Raw genomic sequence first — 15,559 nt, 5'->3', positions numbered from 1 at the left:
CGCGATCAAACAGCCATAGGAAATCATGTCACTGAAACTTGCACAAAAAGTAGCGGTCGTTACCGGCGGAAGCACCGGCATCGGCTTGGCCATCGCCAGGCGCTTCGTTAGCGAAGGCGCAAAAGTCTACATCACCGGTCGCCGCCAGGCCGAACTTGATGCAGCCGTCCAGGCCATTGGCGATGGCGTGGAAAGCGCGCGGGTCGACTCGTCGGATATCGCGCAGTTGCAGGCACTGTTCGAACAGATCAACCAGAAGCATGGCAAGCTCGACGTGCTGGTAGCAAACGCCGGCGGCGGCTCGCTCCTGCCCCTCGGCCAGATCACCGAGGAACACTTCGACGACACGTTTTCGCGCAACGTGAAAGGCACCCTGTTCACCGTGCAGACCGCCTTGCCGCTGCTGGGCAAAGGCTCGTCGGTGATCCTGACCGGCTCGACTGCGGCCAGTGGCGGTACCGAATCGTTCAGTGTCTATGCTGCGTCGAAGGCGGCCGTGCGTGCGTTCGCCCGGAACTGGATTATCGATTTGAAAGGGCGCGGTATCCGTGTGAACACCCTCAGCCCTGGTCCAATCAAGACGTCTGGCCTGGTCGAACTAGTTGGTTCCGATCCAGGTCAGCAGCAAGGGTTCCTCGACCATCTCGCTTCGCTGATTCCAATGGGCCGCGTGGGTGAGCCGGACGAGATTGCCAAGGCCGCGGTCTTCCTCGCATCGGACGACGCGAGTTTCGTGAGCGGAATCGAACTGTTCGTCGACGGCGGCATGCGCCAGATTTAAGCCTGGTCGTAGCGCGGCTTTTCGACAAAGTCACTCCCCGGCTTCCCGCCCTTCTCCCGCGCCGAACACTGCTTTGTCCAGCTTGGCCAGGCGTTCCTCCAGCGCGGCCGCGTCCTGGGCGCCGGCCAGCCGGGCCTCGAGCACGGCCTTTTGCTGGCGCAGTTCGAGGCACAGTTCCGCAGCGCGTGCCGATGCCTGCTCAGCTGCCGACACCCGGGACCGGCTCTCGGCCAGCTCTGCCTCCAGCACGGCCGCGCGCGTTTCGCCTGCCTGCAGCTGCTCGACCTTGCGTGCGAGGCTCCGGCCGGTTTCCCGTTCAAGGTGCAAGGACTGCTTGCTCGTGCCGAGTTCGGTGGCGAGCGCTGCGGCTTCCTTGTTCAGGTGGGTCAGTTCTTCCTGCTTGGCCGAGACACCAAGCTGCGCCTGCCTCAGTTCGGCCTGCAAGGCCTGGACCTGCTGCTCGTGCCGCCGGACCTCCTGTTCGCGCTGTTCCTTCGACGCGCTTCGATAGTGCTCCAGCGCGTCGCGCGCATGCCGGTGCTTTTCTTCCAGCGATGCCTGGTGCTGCTGCGCGTCGGCCAGCCGTTCGCCGAGATCGCGATTGTGCTGTTGGGCGGTGTGCCGGGCGATCTGTTCAACGCCCAGCTGTTCTTTTAGCCCGGCGAGGTCGTGCTCGGTCCTTGCCAGTTGCCGGGAAACCGCCTCCAGCGTCTGCCGTGCGTCGGCAAGCTGCGCTTCCAGCCCGGCCTGAGCCTGCTCGTGCGCTTCGTGCTGTTCAGCCATCCGGGCCCGAATCGCTTCGACTTCGATAGCGGATTCGGCCTGGAGCTGATCGGCAAGCTGGGTGACCAGGGCGCCGATGGCGTCGCTTACGCCGGCCTTCCGGGCACCCTCCCCGGCCTCGATCTCGCGCAGATATTTGTGGATCGTGGTCTTCGATCCGGTATTGCCAAGCGCGGCTCGGACGGCGTCGATGGAGGGATGCCGTCCCTCGGCCACCAGGCCATCCCGTGCGCGTTTGACGTCAGAAAAATACACTCCGGCGCGCGCCATATCGATCCTCGTTAAAATAACGTACTAGTTACACACTACCATATTACATACCGTATTTATTTCTTTATCGGTGGCGACTCGGCCAAAAATCACGCTTGATAATAAGAAATTATCCCGCATGAGCATCTGTTCTGGCGTTAAAATCCAGTTGACCAGTACAGCCGCCCTCTGCCGGGGGCTTTTTGGATAAAACGCATCATGAGCACCGTCGAGATCTATGCGCGCGCCGCCACGCGCGAAAACACGCGGCGCAGTTACCGCTCCGCCTTGCAGCACTTCGAGGCGGAATGGGGTGGCCTGCTGCCGGCGAGTCCTGATACCGTCGCGCGCTATCTCGCCGAGCACGCCAAGACGCTGTCGATCAGCACGCTGCAGCAGCGCCTGGCGGCGCTCGCCGACTGGCATCACACGCATGGGTTTGCCGACCCTACCAAGTCTCAAATCGTGCGCAAAGTGATGAAGGGGATCCGTGCCTTGCATCCTGCACAGCAGAAACAGGCAAGGCCGATCCAGCTCGAACAGGTGGGCCAGATCGCGCATTGGCTCGATGAAGCGATTGCGGCTGCCGCGCTGGTCGGCCGCAAGCCGGAACAGCTGCGCTACACACGCGACCGTGCCCTTCTCCTGCTGGGTTTCTGGCGTGGTTTTCGCGGCGACGAGCTCGCACGCTTGCGGGTTGAGCACGTCAATGCGGTGTCTGGCCAGGGAATGACTTGCTTCCTTTCCCAATCAAAAGGCGATCGGGAGTCCCGCGGCAAGACGTTCAAGGCACCCGCACTGCGTGCACTTTGTCCGGTCGACGCGTATCTCGCCTGGATTGCATTGGCAGGCATCACCGATGGCCCCGTCTTTCGCGCCGTCGATCGATGGGGAAACATCAGCGAAGCCGGGCTGCATATCAACAGCCTGGTTCCGGTGCTGAGGACCCTGTTTCATAACGCAGGCATCGCGCTCGCGCACCAGTACAGCAGTCATTCGTTACGCCGGGGCTTCGCCAACTGGGCGACGTCGAACGGTTGGGACCTGAAAACACTGATGGAATACGTAGGCTGGCAGGATGCCCACTCTGCCATGCGCTATATGGACGCCGCGGATCCGTTCGCAACCATGCGTGCGGCACACGGACAGGCTGGCGCCACAGTCCTCTGATGGTTCGGCGAGCCGCGGATCACTTTTCGTGTACGGCTCGAACATTGTTTTCGGTGGCGGCTGGACGGAACCAGGCCATGCCTGGCCTCGCGAGAGGCACCCGTCCCCTGCCGGTTTCTCCTTACCTTGAATTACTCAAGACAAAAGGTCGCGAAAATGCGCCAAAAACAATTGCCATTCCAATCATACGTGGCGACGAAAAGATTGGTCAAAAACCCTCTTCCCTGGTGGCTTTGGTTGATTATTGTTATCTGTTTAGTAGTCGTTAGCGCATAAGTAGTTTGTTTTTTTGAAAATCCGCGTTGGTTAGTTACGTTTTATAATAAGGCATACCATCACAATCCAATAAGGCCCACCATGCATGCTCTGGCTTCGTGGAATGCCGACCCGGTTCGGGCATTCAAGGAATTCGTGTCCACCACGGCCTTCGCAGAGACTGGCCGCCGCTTGCGCGCAGACGGCACTATGAGGGCGCTATCTGCCGAATCGGCCAAGATCTATGTTTTCATGTTCGCGAACGTGGCGAGCTGGATCCTGGAACAAGGACTCACCTTCTCGACGGTAACGCAGGCAGACCTGGTGCGTTTCATTGACCGCACCGTCAAGGGCAAGCGCGTTCTGAACAGCAAGATCGCCTACCGCTACCTGCGTCTGCTGGAGCGCTGCTACGAGCACCTCGAAGTGGCGCCCAATCCGGCGCAGCAGGCGATCCTCGGCATCGACCGCGCCCACATGACAAAAGATGAGGCCGGGCGAACCTTGTCGGAGGATCAGCTGGAGCGTTTCTTTGCCGCCCTGCCGGCGGAAGCACCACGGCGCCGAAACAGCACGCCCTTCGATGGCTGGAAGCGGCGGCGCGACCGGGCCATGCAGGTCGTCATTGCACTGGCCGGGCTGCGCGTGTCCGAAGCGATCGGCTTGCTGATCCCGGAGGTGGGCCGCCAGGTCTCCATCGACGGATCGATCATGCTGACCATCACCCCGGACGAGAAACACGACACGAGCCATGAACATACGATCACCCTCCCCCGCGAAGGTGTTGATGAGCTGCGCCCCTGGCTGCAGGAGCGGGAAACGATGGCGATCCCGGGCCAGTTCGTCTTCCCGGCCAACCTGACCGGCGCCAGGATGACCAGGAAAACCGTCTACGTGCAGATGCGGGCCACCTTCGAACGTGCCGGAATGGACCTGTCGCGCTCCGGCGGGCGCACCTTGCGCAACACCTTTGCGAAGCGCCAGCTCGACAATGGCGCGAGCGCCGACGAGCTCAAGGACGTTCTGGGCCTGGCGCTTGAACGTTCCGCGGCGGACTACCAACTCACCCGAGTGAAACCCGATCCGACGAATTGACGCTGTAGCCAGGCACAGTCTTCCAACGCGTCAGGCATCCGCAAGCCGATGCATTCGCGGGCCTTTTCCTGTGCCCCTGACCGCGCCCTTTTGATGCGGATCAAACCTCGCCCGTCTTCGCACCGCAGACTAAGGCCGACCGCACGCGGGTGACCATGCGCGGACGCTGGTCGCGCGACGGGTTCGAGGAGCCATCATGTTCAAACGGATTCTATTGCCCACCGACGGGTCGGAACTGTCTGCGCACGCGGTGCTCGCCGGTGTGCGCTTTGCCAAGGAGACCGGCGCCGAGCTTGTCGGGATGACGGCGCTGCCCGACTTCAAGACCTTCACGGCGAATGCCGACATGCTCGAGAGCACCGAGGACGAATACCTGGCCGCCAGCGAAGCACGCGGCAACCAGCAGCTGGCCGTGGTGGCGAATGCGGCGCGCGAAGCCGGCGTGCCGTTCACGACCGAGCTGGTGCGGTCCGACCAGCCCTACGAAGCGATACTGCAGGCGGCACGCCAGCGGGGATGCGACCTGATCATCATGGCGTCGCACGGCCGCCGCGGCATCAGCGGCATGCTGCTGGGCAGCGAAACGCAGAAAGTGCTCGTGCACAGCGCGATTCCGGTGATGGTATATCGCTGAGCGCGGCTTCAGACGGGGCGCACGCGTTCATATCCAGACCACGAAAGCGGCCAGGCCGGCGATCAGGGCCAGTTTGGTGACCCTGTAGGCAAGCGGGCTCCACCCCTTGTAGCGCCGCCGGTATTGTCCCATCGCGTGCGAGATGCGAAACGCCTTGCTCACCACCCCGGTCTGGTCGCCCGTCTCGTTCGGCGAGCTGGCCGCCGTCATCATCGTGCGGCCGAGCCAGCGGTTGAGCGCCGCCATCCAGCGGGTGCGCATCGGGCGCTCGACGTCGCAGAACAGGATGACGCGGTCGCTTTCGCTGCCGTTCACGGCCCAGTGGATATAGGTTTCGTCGAACAGGACGCCCTGCCCGTCGCGCCAGCTGTGACGCTGCCCGTCGACTTCGATGAAGCAGCGGTCATCGTTCGGCGTGGCCAGCCCCAGATGGTAGCGTATCGATCCGGCGAAGGGGTCGCGGTGCGCGTTCAGCTTTGCCCCGGGCGGCAGTTCGGCGAACATTGCGGCTTTCACCGACGGAATCGCCTGCAGCAGCGCCCAGGTTTGCGGGCACAGGCGCCGCGCGGACGGATGGCTGGCGTCGTACCACTTCAGGTAAAAACGCTTCCAGCCGGTCTTGAAGAAGGAATTGAAGCCGGCGTCGTCGTTCTGTTCGGCGGCCTTGATCTTCTTCATGGCGATCATGTCCAGCGCCTCGGCACGGATGACCCGCCAGTTGGCCTCGAGCGGCGCCAGCTCGGGAAATTCGCGGACGGGAATGTAGGGCGTGCTCGGCACCCGCGAGAACAGGTGCATGAATAGATTGATCGGTGCCATGAACGATGAATGGTCGAACAGCTGGCGGCGCAGCGGCAGGCGCACTTTTCCGCGCAAGTGAATGTGCAGAACAGAGTAAAAATACAAGCCGACGACTGTCCACTTCATCATGCCCTCCGGGCTGGTCTATGCAGCCAGCGTATCGCAGCAGGGCAAAAAGCATAGCAAATTCGCCAGGCGCCCGCTTGGGGCCCGGCGAAAAGCAGACAGACGGTTGAGTGTCCAGCCTGAGCCCGTCGAAAAACGCGGGCCCGGCTTGACTGCGACGGCTTAGTGCAGTGCCGTCATCGCATAGCCTTTTTCGGCCAGCTGTCCGCTCAGGTTGTCGATCTCGTAGTCGGGCAGCTGATCGGCGTCGTCGTCGATCTCGAAGGCGCGCGCCTCCACTTCCCAGTCGGTATTCGTCGCTTCTTCAGGGATGTTGCGGGTCTCCGGTACGGCCAAGTAGGAGAACTTGCCGTCGGTTTCCGCTCTGCGGTAAATATCAAGACGCATAATCGTTTCCTTACAGTAAAAGCGCGCTTTCGGATGAAAGCGGACCGCTCCACAGTAGGCGTTTCCGCTAGGCGCGTCTGTTAATTGCCCCACACTCTGCCGCCCGGCGCGACGGCATCCCGCGGCTAGCGTCCTGGTGTATGTCCAAGCACGCGAGCGGGCAGCATCAGGATCGAGCGCAGCAGGGCGAAAACGGCGTCAACCCCGATGCCGAGCAGGCGCAGCGGCAGGAGCAGGAGCCAGACCAGCGGGTACAGGACCAGGGCCAGCAGGGCAAGCGGCCAGCACACCAGGAGCAACAGCAGCCACAGCAGGAAACCGAACATTGCATGCTCCGAAAATGATCGTGAAGCAGCATTGTAAGGTCGCGGGCGGCGCGTCTGGCAAGGCTTGCGACGAACGGCAGGCCGACGCGACGGACCGGCCAAATCAGGGGATGAGCGATCTACCCGTTCAGGCGAATTCGGCAGTGCGCGCCGCCGGCAGGCTTGCCGCGGTCCTGCCGCCTTCGCTGCATGCCGCGTCGCACGCGAATCCTGCGCGCAGCGACGCCTGCAGGCTCGGGATCGACGTCCCGGCGCGGTATTCGAAGGCGACCTCGATCACGTCGCCCGCCACCACGTCCAGCGGACGCGCCAGGGGCAGGCTCATGTAGTGATTCAGCCAGTCGATCGTGCTGCCCAGTTGCGGCAGGATCGACAGCACGTTCTTGGTCACGAAACGCAAGGCGTTCAGCGTGCCGGCCCGTTCGATGGCGAAGCTGCCGCGCCAGGCGATCAGGCTGTCCACGGGTCCGGCGAAGTCGAGCACGCTGTAGACGGCGGGCGCGGCCAGTTCGATCGTGCCGGGATAAGCGACGTTCGTCTCGTGGAACTGCACGATCGGCGCGTAGAAACCGTTGAATGCATAGTCCTGCTGCAGCGGCTGGACCGCCATCACCACCGCTTCCGGCATGAACAGGGGCAGCGGGCCGCCGAACCGGGCGAGGTAGCGCCCCTTGAAGGCCTCGATCACGGCCACCTGCTTTTCGCGCAGCATGGCCACGTGGATCATTTCGCAGATGACGACGTCGACCGGCTCGGGCGGCAGGTAGTCGAAGGCGTCCGCATGGATGACCTCGACCTTGTGGCCGTTCGGGTTCATCGCAAGGAAGCGGCGTGCTTCGACCACCAGGTCCGGGTTGAATTCGACGCAGTACACCCGCTCGGCCTGCTGGGCCGCGAAGTACGACAGGACCCCGGTGCCGCCGCCCAGTTCGAGTACCTTCATGCCGGGCCGCACCGCGTGGCCGATCGCCGCCTGGAAGGCATTCATGCGGTTCTTGTCCATCAACATATTATGGTGATAGTGGACCGGGATGAATTGCCCGAGGTAGCAGCTTTCGTTGTCGCGTTCGTTCAGCATGAAACTTCCCTTTGTCGGCGCCAGCCTGGCATTGTTGTAATTACTGACTTAGCTGGAACATTATGAGGGTGGGCCGACGCCGGCGAATGGCGGAGCTGGGGCAGGAACACCTGCCAGTTTCACGGTTCCCGGTTTTCAGCGCGGGCCGCGTTCGATACTTTTCGCCACGCGCGGCTTGCCCGCACGCTCGGCGATCTGGACCGCGGTGAGGCCCTCGCTGTTGGTGCGGCTGCGGTCCGCCCCGTGGGTAATGAGCAGCAGCGCAGTGCCGTCGTGGCCTTCGCGCGCGGCCACCATCATCGGCGTGTAGGCGCCGCTTTTCAGGGGCGACACGGCGTCGACCTTGGCGCCGCGCGCGAGCAGCAGGCGCGCGATGGCGTCGTCTCCGCTGGCGGCCGCGTAGTGCAACGCCGTCCAGCCGGGCTGGTCGACTTTCGCACCCCTGGCCAGCAGCGCTTCGACCGCCGTGCGGTTGCGCTTGTAGGCCGCCATCATCAGCGCCGTGTTGCCGTTCGAGGCCTTGGCCTCGAGGTCCGTCCCCGGATGGGCCAGGAAGGCGTGGAACACGCGCATCGCGTCTTCGCGCACCGCCTGCACCAGCCCGGGTTCGGCCCCGAGCGGATTGAGCTGGTTCGCATTGACCTTACTGCCGAGCATAGCCTGGACGGTCTTGACATCGTCGAGCTGCACGGCGCGGAAGAAGGCGTTGAGCTGGGAAGCGTTGGGCGCAGCAGGTGCCGCAGGCGCGGCCTGTGCGGCTCCCAGCCCCAGGCTCAGGGCGAAGGCAATGTTGACGAGGATGGCGCGGCGCGGATGGCTCATCTCAGGCCTTTGCGTGCTGGAATAGGTTGAAGAAATTGTCGGTCGTGCGCTGCGCCACTTCGCGCAGCGGCAGGTCCTTCAGGGTGGCGATGAATTCGGCCACGTGCGCCACATAGCCCGGCTCGTTCACCCGGCCACGATAGGGCACGGGCGCCAGGTAGGGCGAATCGGTTTCGACCAGGATGCGGTCCATCGGCACCGCGCGCGCGACCGCCTGCAGGTCTTTCGCACTCTTGAAGGTGACGATCCCGGAAAACGAAATATAGAAGCCCATCTCGATGGCGGCCTCGGCCACTTCGAGCGACTCGGTGAAGCAGTGCATCACGCCAGCCACGCCGCCATCGGCCACGCCGGCGCCCTCTTCCCGCATGATGCGGATGGTGTCGGCGCTGGCCGCGCGGGTGTGGATGATCAGGGGTTTGCGCGTTTCGCGCGAGGCGCGGATGTGGGTGCGGAAGCGCTCGCGCTGCCATTCGAGGTCGCCCTCGAGGCGGTAATAATCGAGCCCGGTCTCGCCGATCGCGATCACCTTCGGATGCCGCGCCAGCTCGACCAGCTGGGCGACGCTCGGCTCGGGCGTGTCTTCGTAGTCGGGGTGGACGCCGACCGAGGCGTAAATGTGCGGGTATTGCTCGGCCAGGGCCAGCACCGACGGGAAGTCCGGCAGGTCGACCGACACGCACAGCGCGTGCGTGACCTTGTTCTCGTCCATTTTGGCGAGGATCTCGGGCATCCGGGCGGCCAGCTCGGGGAAATTGATGTGGCAGTGGGAATCGATGTACATGCCGATATTGTACGGGCAGCCGGCAGGTCGCGTCACGAACACGTAGGGTGGTCGGCTCCACCCGGGTATGTGCATCGACGCGCCGCGTGCGCCGCCCACGCGTTCAACGAACGTGCGAAACGACGGGAGGTCTTACTAGCCGGTTGAACGCGTGGGCGGCGTCAACGCCGCAGGATGATCAAGCACTTGGGTAGAGCCGACCACCCTACAGCCGAGTGTCAGGCGACGCGTTTACCCAGAATAATTAAATCCCGCTCTACGCCATCGAGATTGGCCACGCGCGGGAAATGCGCCCAGGTGTCGAAGCCGAACTTGCGGAACAGGGCCAGGCTCGGCACGTTGTGGCCGAAAATGAACCCGAGCAGGGTATGCACCTTGATGTCCGGAGCAAAAGCGATCGCCTGCTCCAGGCAGTATTTCCCGATGCCCTTGCCGCGCCAGGCTTCATCGATGTAGATCGAAAGCTCGGCGGTGCCGGAATACGCCGGGCGGCCATAGAAGTTCGAGTAGGACATCCAGCCGATCACGGGCGGGTCTTCGGAGGTATCAAGCGCATCGTGGATGGTCCACAGCGGCCGGCGCTCGGGCGTATGGTCGTTGAACCAGGCTTCGCGCGAGGCGACGGTGACCGGTTCGGTATCGGCCGTGACTTCGCGCGAGGCGATGGTCGAATTGTAGATGTCGACGATGACGGGCAGGTCGTCGCGGCGGGCAAGACGGTGGACGTAGGACGGCATTGAGCGAAAATGAGTTAGAGCAAAAAAATTACAGGGTATGGGTGGCGCGCGAGGAACGCAGGGCGGCGCCAAGGATTTCTTCAATGCGCATCCTGGCGCGCTGGCCGCTTTCGTCCAGCGGAAAATGCACGCCGATGCCCTGCGCCTTGCTGTTGTTGGCGCCGGCCGGCGTGATCCAGGCGACCTTGCCCGCGATCGGGTATTTGGCGGGATCGTCCATGAACGACAGGATCAGGTAGACCTCGTCGCCGATCTTGTAGGCCTTGGTGGTCGGGACGAACATGCCGCCGTTCTTCAGGAAGGGCATGTAGGCCGCGTACAGCGCCGCTTTTTCCTTGATGGCAAGCGACAGCACCGACGGCCGCGGTACCAGCGAGGCGTTGGGGTCGGTTGTATTGCCGGTCATCGGGATATCCTCTCAGGTGCTTTCATGCGGCACGCTCAGGCGGGGCGGCAGCAAGCTGTATAGTCCAGCAACATGTCCTCGACGAACAGCTTGGCCGACAAGGGATGGTCGGCGGTCGCGCGGCGTTCGTTCGCGGACTTGATTGCACGTAACAGATTCGCAGTGTGCACGTTGCCGGCCAAGGCTGCAAGTTCCTTCTGGTAGCGCGGATAGTAGCGCACCGTGCCGGCCAGCTTGCAGGCCAGCAGGTCGTACAGCCAGCGCTGCTGCCATGACACGAGCGCAGCGAGCGGGGTCTTGCTCAGCTTGTCGGCCTGGCGCAGCGCGCCCTCCACGTTCGGACGCGCGAGGAAGCCCAGCAGGGTGTCGAGTTCTTCCCGCGAGCCCCCCTGCGATTGCGCCAGGGCAGCGAGCGGCGCGCCGCCCTCCTCGCGCAGCCAGCTGTCGGCGTCCTGCACGCCCTGGGTTTGCAGCCAGGCGAGCGCCGCGGCATGGTCGGGCGTGGGCAGCGCGAACTTGCGGCAGCGCGACAGGATCGTCGGCAGCAGGCGGTCGATCCCGTTCGAGGCGAGCAGGAACACGGTGCCCGGCGGCGGTTCTTCCAGCGTTTTCAGCAGCGCGTTCGAGGCCGGCATGTTCAGCGCCTCGGCCGGGTACAGCACCACCACACGCAAGCCCTGCCGGTGGGTCGAGATGTTCATGAAGTCGGCCAGCGCCCGGATCTGCTCGATCTTGATTTCTTTCGAGGGCGCCTTGGTCGACTTCGATTTCTTGTCGCCCTCCCCTGCCTCGGCGGCCTCGCCATCGGCGCCCGGCTCGTCTTCCAGCGCTTCCGGCCGCACGCGGCGGTAATCGGGGTGGTTGTGCTGGACGAACCAGCCGCAGGATGCGCAGGTTTCGCAGGCGCGGCCGTCGGCCCGCACGTTTTCGCACAGCAGCGCCTGGGCAAAGGAAGCGATGAAGTCGGCCTTGCCGATACCGGCCGGGCCGTGGAACAGGATCGCGTGCGGCAAGCGCTCGCGCATCGTTTGCAGCGCGTCCCAGGACGCCTGCTGCCAGGGGTAAATTGTCACAGCACGCGTCAAAGCAACTTCTCCAGCGCCTCACTGATGGCTTGCTGCGTCACCGCGATGCTCCGGGTGGAGTCGATGACGGCGAAACGCTGCGGAAACTGCGCCGCGCGGCGCAGGTATTCGGCGCGGCAGCGGGCGAAAAATTCTTCCTGTTCACGCTCGAACTTGTCGAGCGCGCGCGTGGCGTCGAGGCGCTCGCGCGCCACCTCGAGCGGCACGTCGAACAGCAGGGTCAGGTCCGGCTGCAGCTGCGGGTGCACCCACCCTTCCAGCGCTTCCATTTTTGCCCGATCCATGCCGCGCCCGCCGCTCTGGTAGGCGAAGCTGGCGTCGCTGAACCGGTCCGACAGCACCCACTTCCCGGCCGCGAGGTTGGGTTCGATAACCTGGGCCATGTGCTCGCGGCGGCTGGCGAACATCAGCAGCGCTTCGGTTTCCAGGTGCATCTTTTCGTGCAAGAGCAGATCGCGCAGCTTTTCGCCGAGCGGCGTGCCGCCCGGTTCGCGCGACGACACGATTTCCTTGCCGCGCGCGGCGAGGAAATCGGCCACGAAGCTGATGTGGGTCGATTTGCCGGCCCCGTCGATCCCCTCGAAAGTGATGAACTTGCCCTGCTCGCTCATGGCTTGCTCGTGGTGCTCGTCGCGCCGCGCTGGTACTGGTTCACCGCACGGTTGTGGTCGTTCAGGTTTTCCGAGAACTGGCTGGTGCCGTCGTTACGCGACACAAAATACAGCGCATCGGTCTTCGCCGGCGCCAGTGCGGCGGCCAGCGACTGCACGCCGGGCAGCGCGATCGGCGTCGGCGGCAGGCCGTAGCGGGTATAGGTGTTGTACGGCGTATCGGTCTGCAAGTCCTTCTTGGCGATCTTGCCCTCGTAGCGCTCGCCCATGCCGTAGATGACGCTCGGGTCGGTCTGCAGCATCATGCCGACCCGCAGGCGGTTCACGAACACGCCGGCGATCATCGCCCGCTCGCTCTTCTGGCCGGTTTCCTTTTCGACGATCGAGGCCATGATCAGCGCCTCGTAGGGTGTCTTGTACGGCAGGTTCGGGTCGCGCTTTTCCCAGGCGGCCTTCAGGCGGTCGAGCATCATCTGGTGCGCCTGCTTGTAGATCTGCAGGTCGCTCGCACCCTTGGCGAATAGATAGGTGTCCGGAAAGAACATGCCTTCCGGCTCCTTGTATTCCAGCGTCACCTTGGACATCAGTTCGGCGTCGGTCAGCTTGGCCGTTTCCTGGCGCAGGGTCTTGGTCGTGCGGATCGCTTCGCGCATCTGGCGGAAGGTCCAGCCTTCGATGATGGTGACCGCTTCCTGGGCGAACTCGCCACGCACCAACTGGGTCAGCAGGCCGCGCGGCGAGGTGTTTGGCTTGAGCTCGTAGCTGCCGGCCTTGATGCGCGCGCTCTGGCCCGTGACGCGCGCCAGGACCTGGAACAGCGTCGGGTTGAGCGGCACGCCGGCCTTGGCCATTTGCTGGGCGGCGGCACCGACGCTGCTGCCGGGCGCAATGGTGAATTCAATCGGCGGCTCGGCGGTGGTCAAGGGCTGCTTGGCCCACCACGAGAAGCCACCCACGGCAGCGACCGACACGATCACGCCGGTGACGATAAGTTTTTTTATTAGTGCCATTCTTTTTTTCTGGTGTTTTTCCGCGATTGCGCCGGGTTTATTCAGCCTTCGGCGCGAAATGCTCGACAACTCTATAATGAGGCCGTAATGATAGCCTAATCGGAAAACATTTCTGGATTTATGAGCAACTGGACAGAACATCTCACATCGCATGGCGCCCGTTTCCATATGGATGAAGCCACGGCAATCGAAGACTTCGGCCGCACCCTTACCGCCGCCGATCTCGCTGCCGGTTTCGTGGCGCCCGTTACCGACCTCGGCCTGATCGCCGTCGCCGGCGAGGATGCCGCCGCCTTCCTGCACAACCAGCTGACCAACGACGTCGAGCACCTCGGCATGGGCGAAGCGCGGCTGGCCGGGTATTGCACGCCGAAGGGCCGCCTGCAGGCGACCTTCCTGATGTGGCGCGATGCTTCCGGCACCATCTGGCTGCAATTGCCGCGTTCGATCCAGGCGCCGCTGCAAAAGCGCCTGACGATGTTCGTGCTGCGCGCCAAGGCCAAGCTGCGCGACGCGACCAACGAGGACAACGTGGCTGCCGTGCTCGGCATCGGCGGCGCCGCGGGCGAAGCCGCCCTGCGCGCCTTCGTCGCCGAATTGCCAAACGCTACCTACGGCAAGGTCGAGGGTGCTTTTGGCACCGTGATCCGCGTGCAGGACGCGTTCGGCGCCCCGCGCTACCTGTGGCTGACCTCGGCCGATACGGCGCAGGCCGCCTTTGCCTTACTGAGTCAGCAACTGGCAGTCGGCGGCAACGCGGCCTGGCGCCTGTCCTCGATCCATGCCGGCGTGCCGCAGGTGACGCCTGCCACGCAGGAGCAGTTCGTGCCGCAGATGATCAACCTCGAACTGCTGGGCGGCGTGAATTTCAAGAAGGGCTGCTACCCGGGCCAGGAAATCGTCGCCCGCAGCCAGTACCTCGGCAAGCTCAAGCGTCGCACGAGTCTGGCATCGGTCGAGAACGCGGCCACCCGCGCCGGCGACGAGGTGTTTACGACCGCGGACCCGGATCAGCCCTGCGGCATGGTGGTGAACGCCGCGCCGAACGGCCTGGGTGGCGCCGACGTGCTGGTCGAAACCAAGCTCGGCGCCTTGAATGAAGACGTGCGCCTCGGGTCAAGCGCAGGCGCCCAGCTGCGCTTCCTGCCGATGCCCTACGCGCTGGACGCGCTCGACCTGTAGCATGATCGACCTATACGTGTACTACAAGGTGCGTGACGAGGATGCCGCGCGCCTCGAGCCGCTCGTGCGACGTCTTCAGGCCGGGCTTGCAGATGGCGCCGCCCAGCTGAAACGCCGCCCGGGCAGCCGCGACGGCCTCCAGACCTGGATGGAAGTCTATCCCGATGTGAACGAGGCGTTCGCCCCCGCGCTGGAAGCGGCCGCGCTGGACGCCGGTGTCGACACGTTGGTCGCCGGCCCGCGCCGCGCCGAAGTATTTGTGGAGCTGACACCATGTGCCTGATCGTCTTTGCGTGGCGCGTCTTCCCGGGCGTGCCGGTGATCGCCGCCGCCAACCGCGACGAATTCTACGACCGTCCGGCCGCGCCCGCCGCGCCGTGGCCGGAGAACCCGAACGTGATCGCCGGCCGCGACCTCGAGCACGGCGGCAGCTGGATGGGCATTACCCGCGAAGGCCCGAACGGACCGAAATTCGCGGCGCTGACCAATATCCGGGCCCCCGGCACGGCGCGGCTGAACGCCCCGTCGCGCGGGGAACTGGTCGCCGACTTCCTGAAGGGTTCGCTGTCGGCCGCCGCGTACCTGGACGTGGTCGCCGCGCGTGGCGACGTGTACAACGGCTACAACCTGGTGCTGGGCGATGCCAGCGACCTGTACTGGTATTCGAACCGCGCCTACGACGACGCGCGCAACGGCAAGCCCCTCGAGCCAGGCCGCATCTACGGCATCTCGAACGGCCTGCTCGACGACGCCTGGCCGAAAGTGACCCGCACCAAGGCCCAGTTCGCCAGCCTGCTGTGCCAGGGGGCACCGGAAGACGCCTATTTCGAAATGCTGGCCGACACCACCCGCGCGCCCGATATGCGCCTGCCGGAAACCGGCGTGCCGCTCGACCTCGAGCGCGTGCTGTCGGCGGTGTGCATCGAGACGCCGGGATATGGGACCCGGACCTCAACGGTGGTGAAGCTGTACGAGAATGCGCCGGCGGAGTTGCACGAGCACATATTGAGGCCGTAGAACGGGTTTGATCCAGATCAAACATCGCGGCATCCAGCGCGTTAGCGTGAACAACTTCACCCAACGGAGGATGCCATGCGCACACCTTCTTTCCTGATCTCGCTTGGCGTCGCCGCCCTGCTGGTTGGTTGCCAGACCCCCGCCTCGACGGGCTCGATTAACGAGCTCCCGCAAAGCAACCCGACTGCCACCAGCACCGACCTGGTCGACCGCTCCTGAG

20 protein-coding genes are annotated in these 15,559 nt (G+C 64.1%); 8 read left to right on the top strand and 12 right to left on the bottom strand.

The features are described 5' to 3' along the window. Positions 1-25 precede the first annotated feature (25 nt). The gene (locus tag ACFPN5_RS24160) at positions 26-781 is read left to right on the top strand and encodes an SDR family NAD(P)-dependent oxidoreductase (protein ID WP_379786399.1); all 756 of its coding nucleotides are present in this window, start codon (positions 26-28) and stop codon (positions 779-781) included. 30 nt (positions 782-811) lie between these two features. Here the strand turns inward: ACFPN5_RS24160 and ACFPN5_RS24155 are convergent, their stop codons facing one another. Next, entirely contained in the window at positions 812-1,834 is a 1,023-nt protein-coding gene (locus ACFPN5_RS24155; RefSeq protein ID WP_379786398.1) for a DNA-binding protein, read from the bottom strand. Between the two features lie 198 nt (positions 1,835-2,032). Between ACFPN5_RS24155 and ACFPN5_RS24150 the strand changes: the two genes are divergently transcribed. From ACFPN5_RS24150 to ACFPN5_RS24140, 3 genes are all read left to right on the top strand, one after another. Continuing rightward, complete coding sequence (locus ACFPN5_RS24150; RefSeq protein ID WP_379786397.1) at positions 2,033-2,983, top strand: site-specific integrase; 951 nt, start codon at positions 2,033-2,035, stop codon at positions 2,981-2,983. 357 nt (positions 2,984-3,340) lie between these two features. After that, positions 3,341-4,333: a tyrosine-type recombinase/integrase gene (locus tag ACFPN5_RS24145; RefSeq protein ID WP_379786396.1), complete on the top strand. Its 993-nt coding sequence runs from the start codon at positions 3,341-3,343 to the stop codon at positions 4,331-4,333. A 196-nt stretch (positions 4,334-4,529) separates the two neighbouring features. Further along, on the top strand, positions 4,530-4,967 hold the full coding sequence (locus ACFPN5_RS24140) for a universal stress protein (protein ID WP_379786395.1): 438 nt from the start codon (positions 4,530-4,532) through the stop codon (positions 4,965-4,967). 27 nt (positions 4,968-4,994) lie between these two features. Here the strand turns inward: ACFPN5_RS24140 and ACFPN5_RS24135 are convergent, their stop codons facing one another. From ACFPN5_RS24135 to mltG, 11 genes are all read right to left on the bottom strand, one after another. After that, positions 4,995-5,897, bottom strand: coding sequence for an aspartyl/asparaginyl beta-hydroxylase domain-containing protein (locus ACFPN5_RS24135; protein ID WP_379786394.1), 903 nt, complete (start codon positions 5,895-5,897; stop codon positions 4,995-4,997). 159 nt (positions 5,898-6,056) lie between these two features. Further along, positions 6,057-6,281 (bottom strand): DUF6139 family protein, encoded by a 225-nt coding sequence (locus ACFPN5_RS24130; protein ID WP_379786393.1) that lies wholly within the window; start codon positions 6,279-6,281, stop codon positions 6,057-6,059. 125 nt (positions 6,282-6,406) lie between these two features. Beyond that, complete coding sequence (locus ACFPN5_RS24125; RefSeq protein ID WP_379786392.1) at positions 6,407-6,607, bottom strand: hypothetical protein; 201 nt, start codon at positions 6,605-6,607, stop codon at positions 6,407-6,409. Between the two features lie 127 nt (positions 6,608-6,734). Further along, a complete protein-coding gene (locus ACFPN5_RS24120) occupies positions 6,735-7,685 on the bottom strand; it encodes a methyltransferase domain-containing protein (protein WP_379786391.1) in 951 nt (316 codons plus the stop codon). 135 nt (positions 7,686-7,820) lie between these two features. Next, complete coding sequence (locus ACFPN5_RS24115; RefSeq protein WP_379786390.1) at positions 7,821-8,507, bottom strand: ankyrin repeat domain-containing protein; 687 nt, start codon at positions 8,505-8,507, stop codon at positions 7,821-7,823. Between the two features lies 1 nt (position 8,508). Next, complete coding sequence (locus ACFPN5_RS24110; RefSeq protein ID WP_379786389.1) at positions 8,509-9,291, bottom strand: TatD family hydrolase; 783 nt, start codon at positions 9,289-9,291, stop codon at positions 8,509-8,511. Between the two features lie 218 nt (positions 9,292-9,509). Beyond that, positions 9,510-10,028 (bottom strand): GNAT family N-acetyltransferase, encoded by a 519-nt coding sequence (locus ACFPN5_RS24105; RefSeq protein WP_379786388.1) that lies wholly within the window; start codon positions 10,026-10,028, stop codon positions 9,510-9,512. A 28-nt stretch (positions 10,029-10,056) separates the two neighbouring features. Further along, on the bottom strand, positions 10,057-10,434 hold the full coding sequence (locus ACFPN5_RS24100; RefSeq protein ID WP_379786387.1) for a PilZ domain-containing protein: 378 nt from the start codon (positions 10,432-10,434) through the stop codon (positions 10,057-10,059). Positions 10,435-10,469: 35 nt separating this feature from the next. Continuing rightward, entirely contained in the window at positions 10,470-11,507 is a 1,038-nt protein-coding gene (locus ACFPN5_RS24095) for a DNA polymerase III subunit delta' (RefSeq protein ID WP_379786386.1), read from the bottom strand. A gap of 8 nt (positions 11,508-11,515) precedes the next feature. After that, positions 11,516-12,130: a dTMP kinase gene (gene tmk / locus ACFPN5_RS24090; RefSeq protein WP_379786385.1), complete on the bottom strand. Its 615-nt coding sequence runs from the start codon at positions 12,128-12,130 to the stop codon at positions 11,516-11,518. Further along, positions 12,127-13,140, bottom strand: a complete 1,014-nt coding sequence (gene mltG, locus ACFPN5_RS24085; protein WP_379786384.1) for an endolytic transglycosylase MltG — start codon at positions 13,138-13,140, stop codon at positions 12,127-12,129. Before mltG ends, tmk begins: the two co-directional genes overlap by 4 nt. 120 nt (positions 13,141-13,260) lie before the next feature. Between mltG and ygfZ the strand changes: the two genes are divergently transcribed. The 4 genes from ygfZ to ACFPN5_RS24065 all read left to right on the top strand — a co-directional run bounded on the left by ygfZ (position 13,261) and on the right by ACFPN5_RS24065 (position 15,558). Beyond that, positions 13,261-14,322 (top strand): CAF17-like 4Fe-4S cluster assembly/insertion protein YgfZ, encoded by a 1,062-nt coding sequence (gene ygfZ / locus ACFPN5_RS24080; protein ID WP_379786383.1) that lies wholly within the window; start codon positions 13,261-13,263, stop codon positions 14,320-14,322. A gap of 1 nt (position 14,323) precedes the next feature. Then, on the top strand, positions 14,324-14,605 hold the full coding sequence (locus ACFPN5_RS24075; RefSeq protein ID WP_379786382.1) for a DUF4936 family protein: 282 nt from the start codon (positions 14,324-14,326) through the stop codon (positions 14,603-14,605). Next, the gene (locus ACFPN5_RS24070) at positions 14,596-15,339 is read left to right on the top strand and encodes an NRDE family protein (protein ID WP_379786381.1); all 744 of its coding nucleotides are present in this window, start codon (positions 14,596-14,598) and stop codon (positions 15,337-15,339) included. The genes ACFPN5_RS24075 and ACFPN5_RS24070 overlap by 10 nt, the downstream gene beginning before the upstream one ends. Before the next feature lie 75 nt (positions 15,340-15,414). Beyond that, entirely contained in the window at positions 15,415-15,558 is a 144-nt protein-coding gene (locus tag ACFPN5_RS24065; protein ID WP_379786380.1) for a hypothetical protein, read from the top strand. Position 15,559: the final 1 nt, after the last annotated feature.

Source organism: Massilia niabensis, from assembly GCF_042655085.1.
GTDB lineage: Bacteria > Pseudomonadota > Gammaproteobacteria > Burkholderiales > Burkholderiaceae_D > Telluria > Telluria niabensis.
The sequence above is the reverse complement of the archived record's forward strand: the minus strand, read 5'-3'. Positions and strand labels throughout refer to the sequence as shown.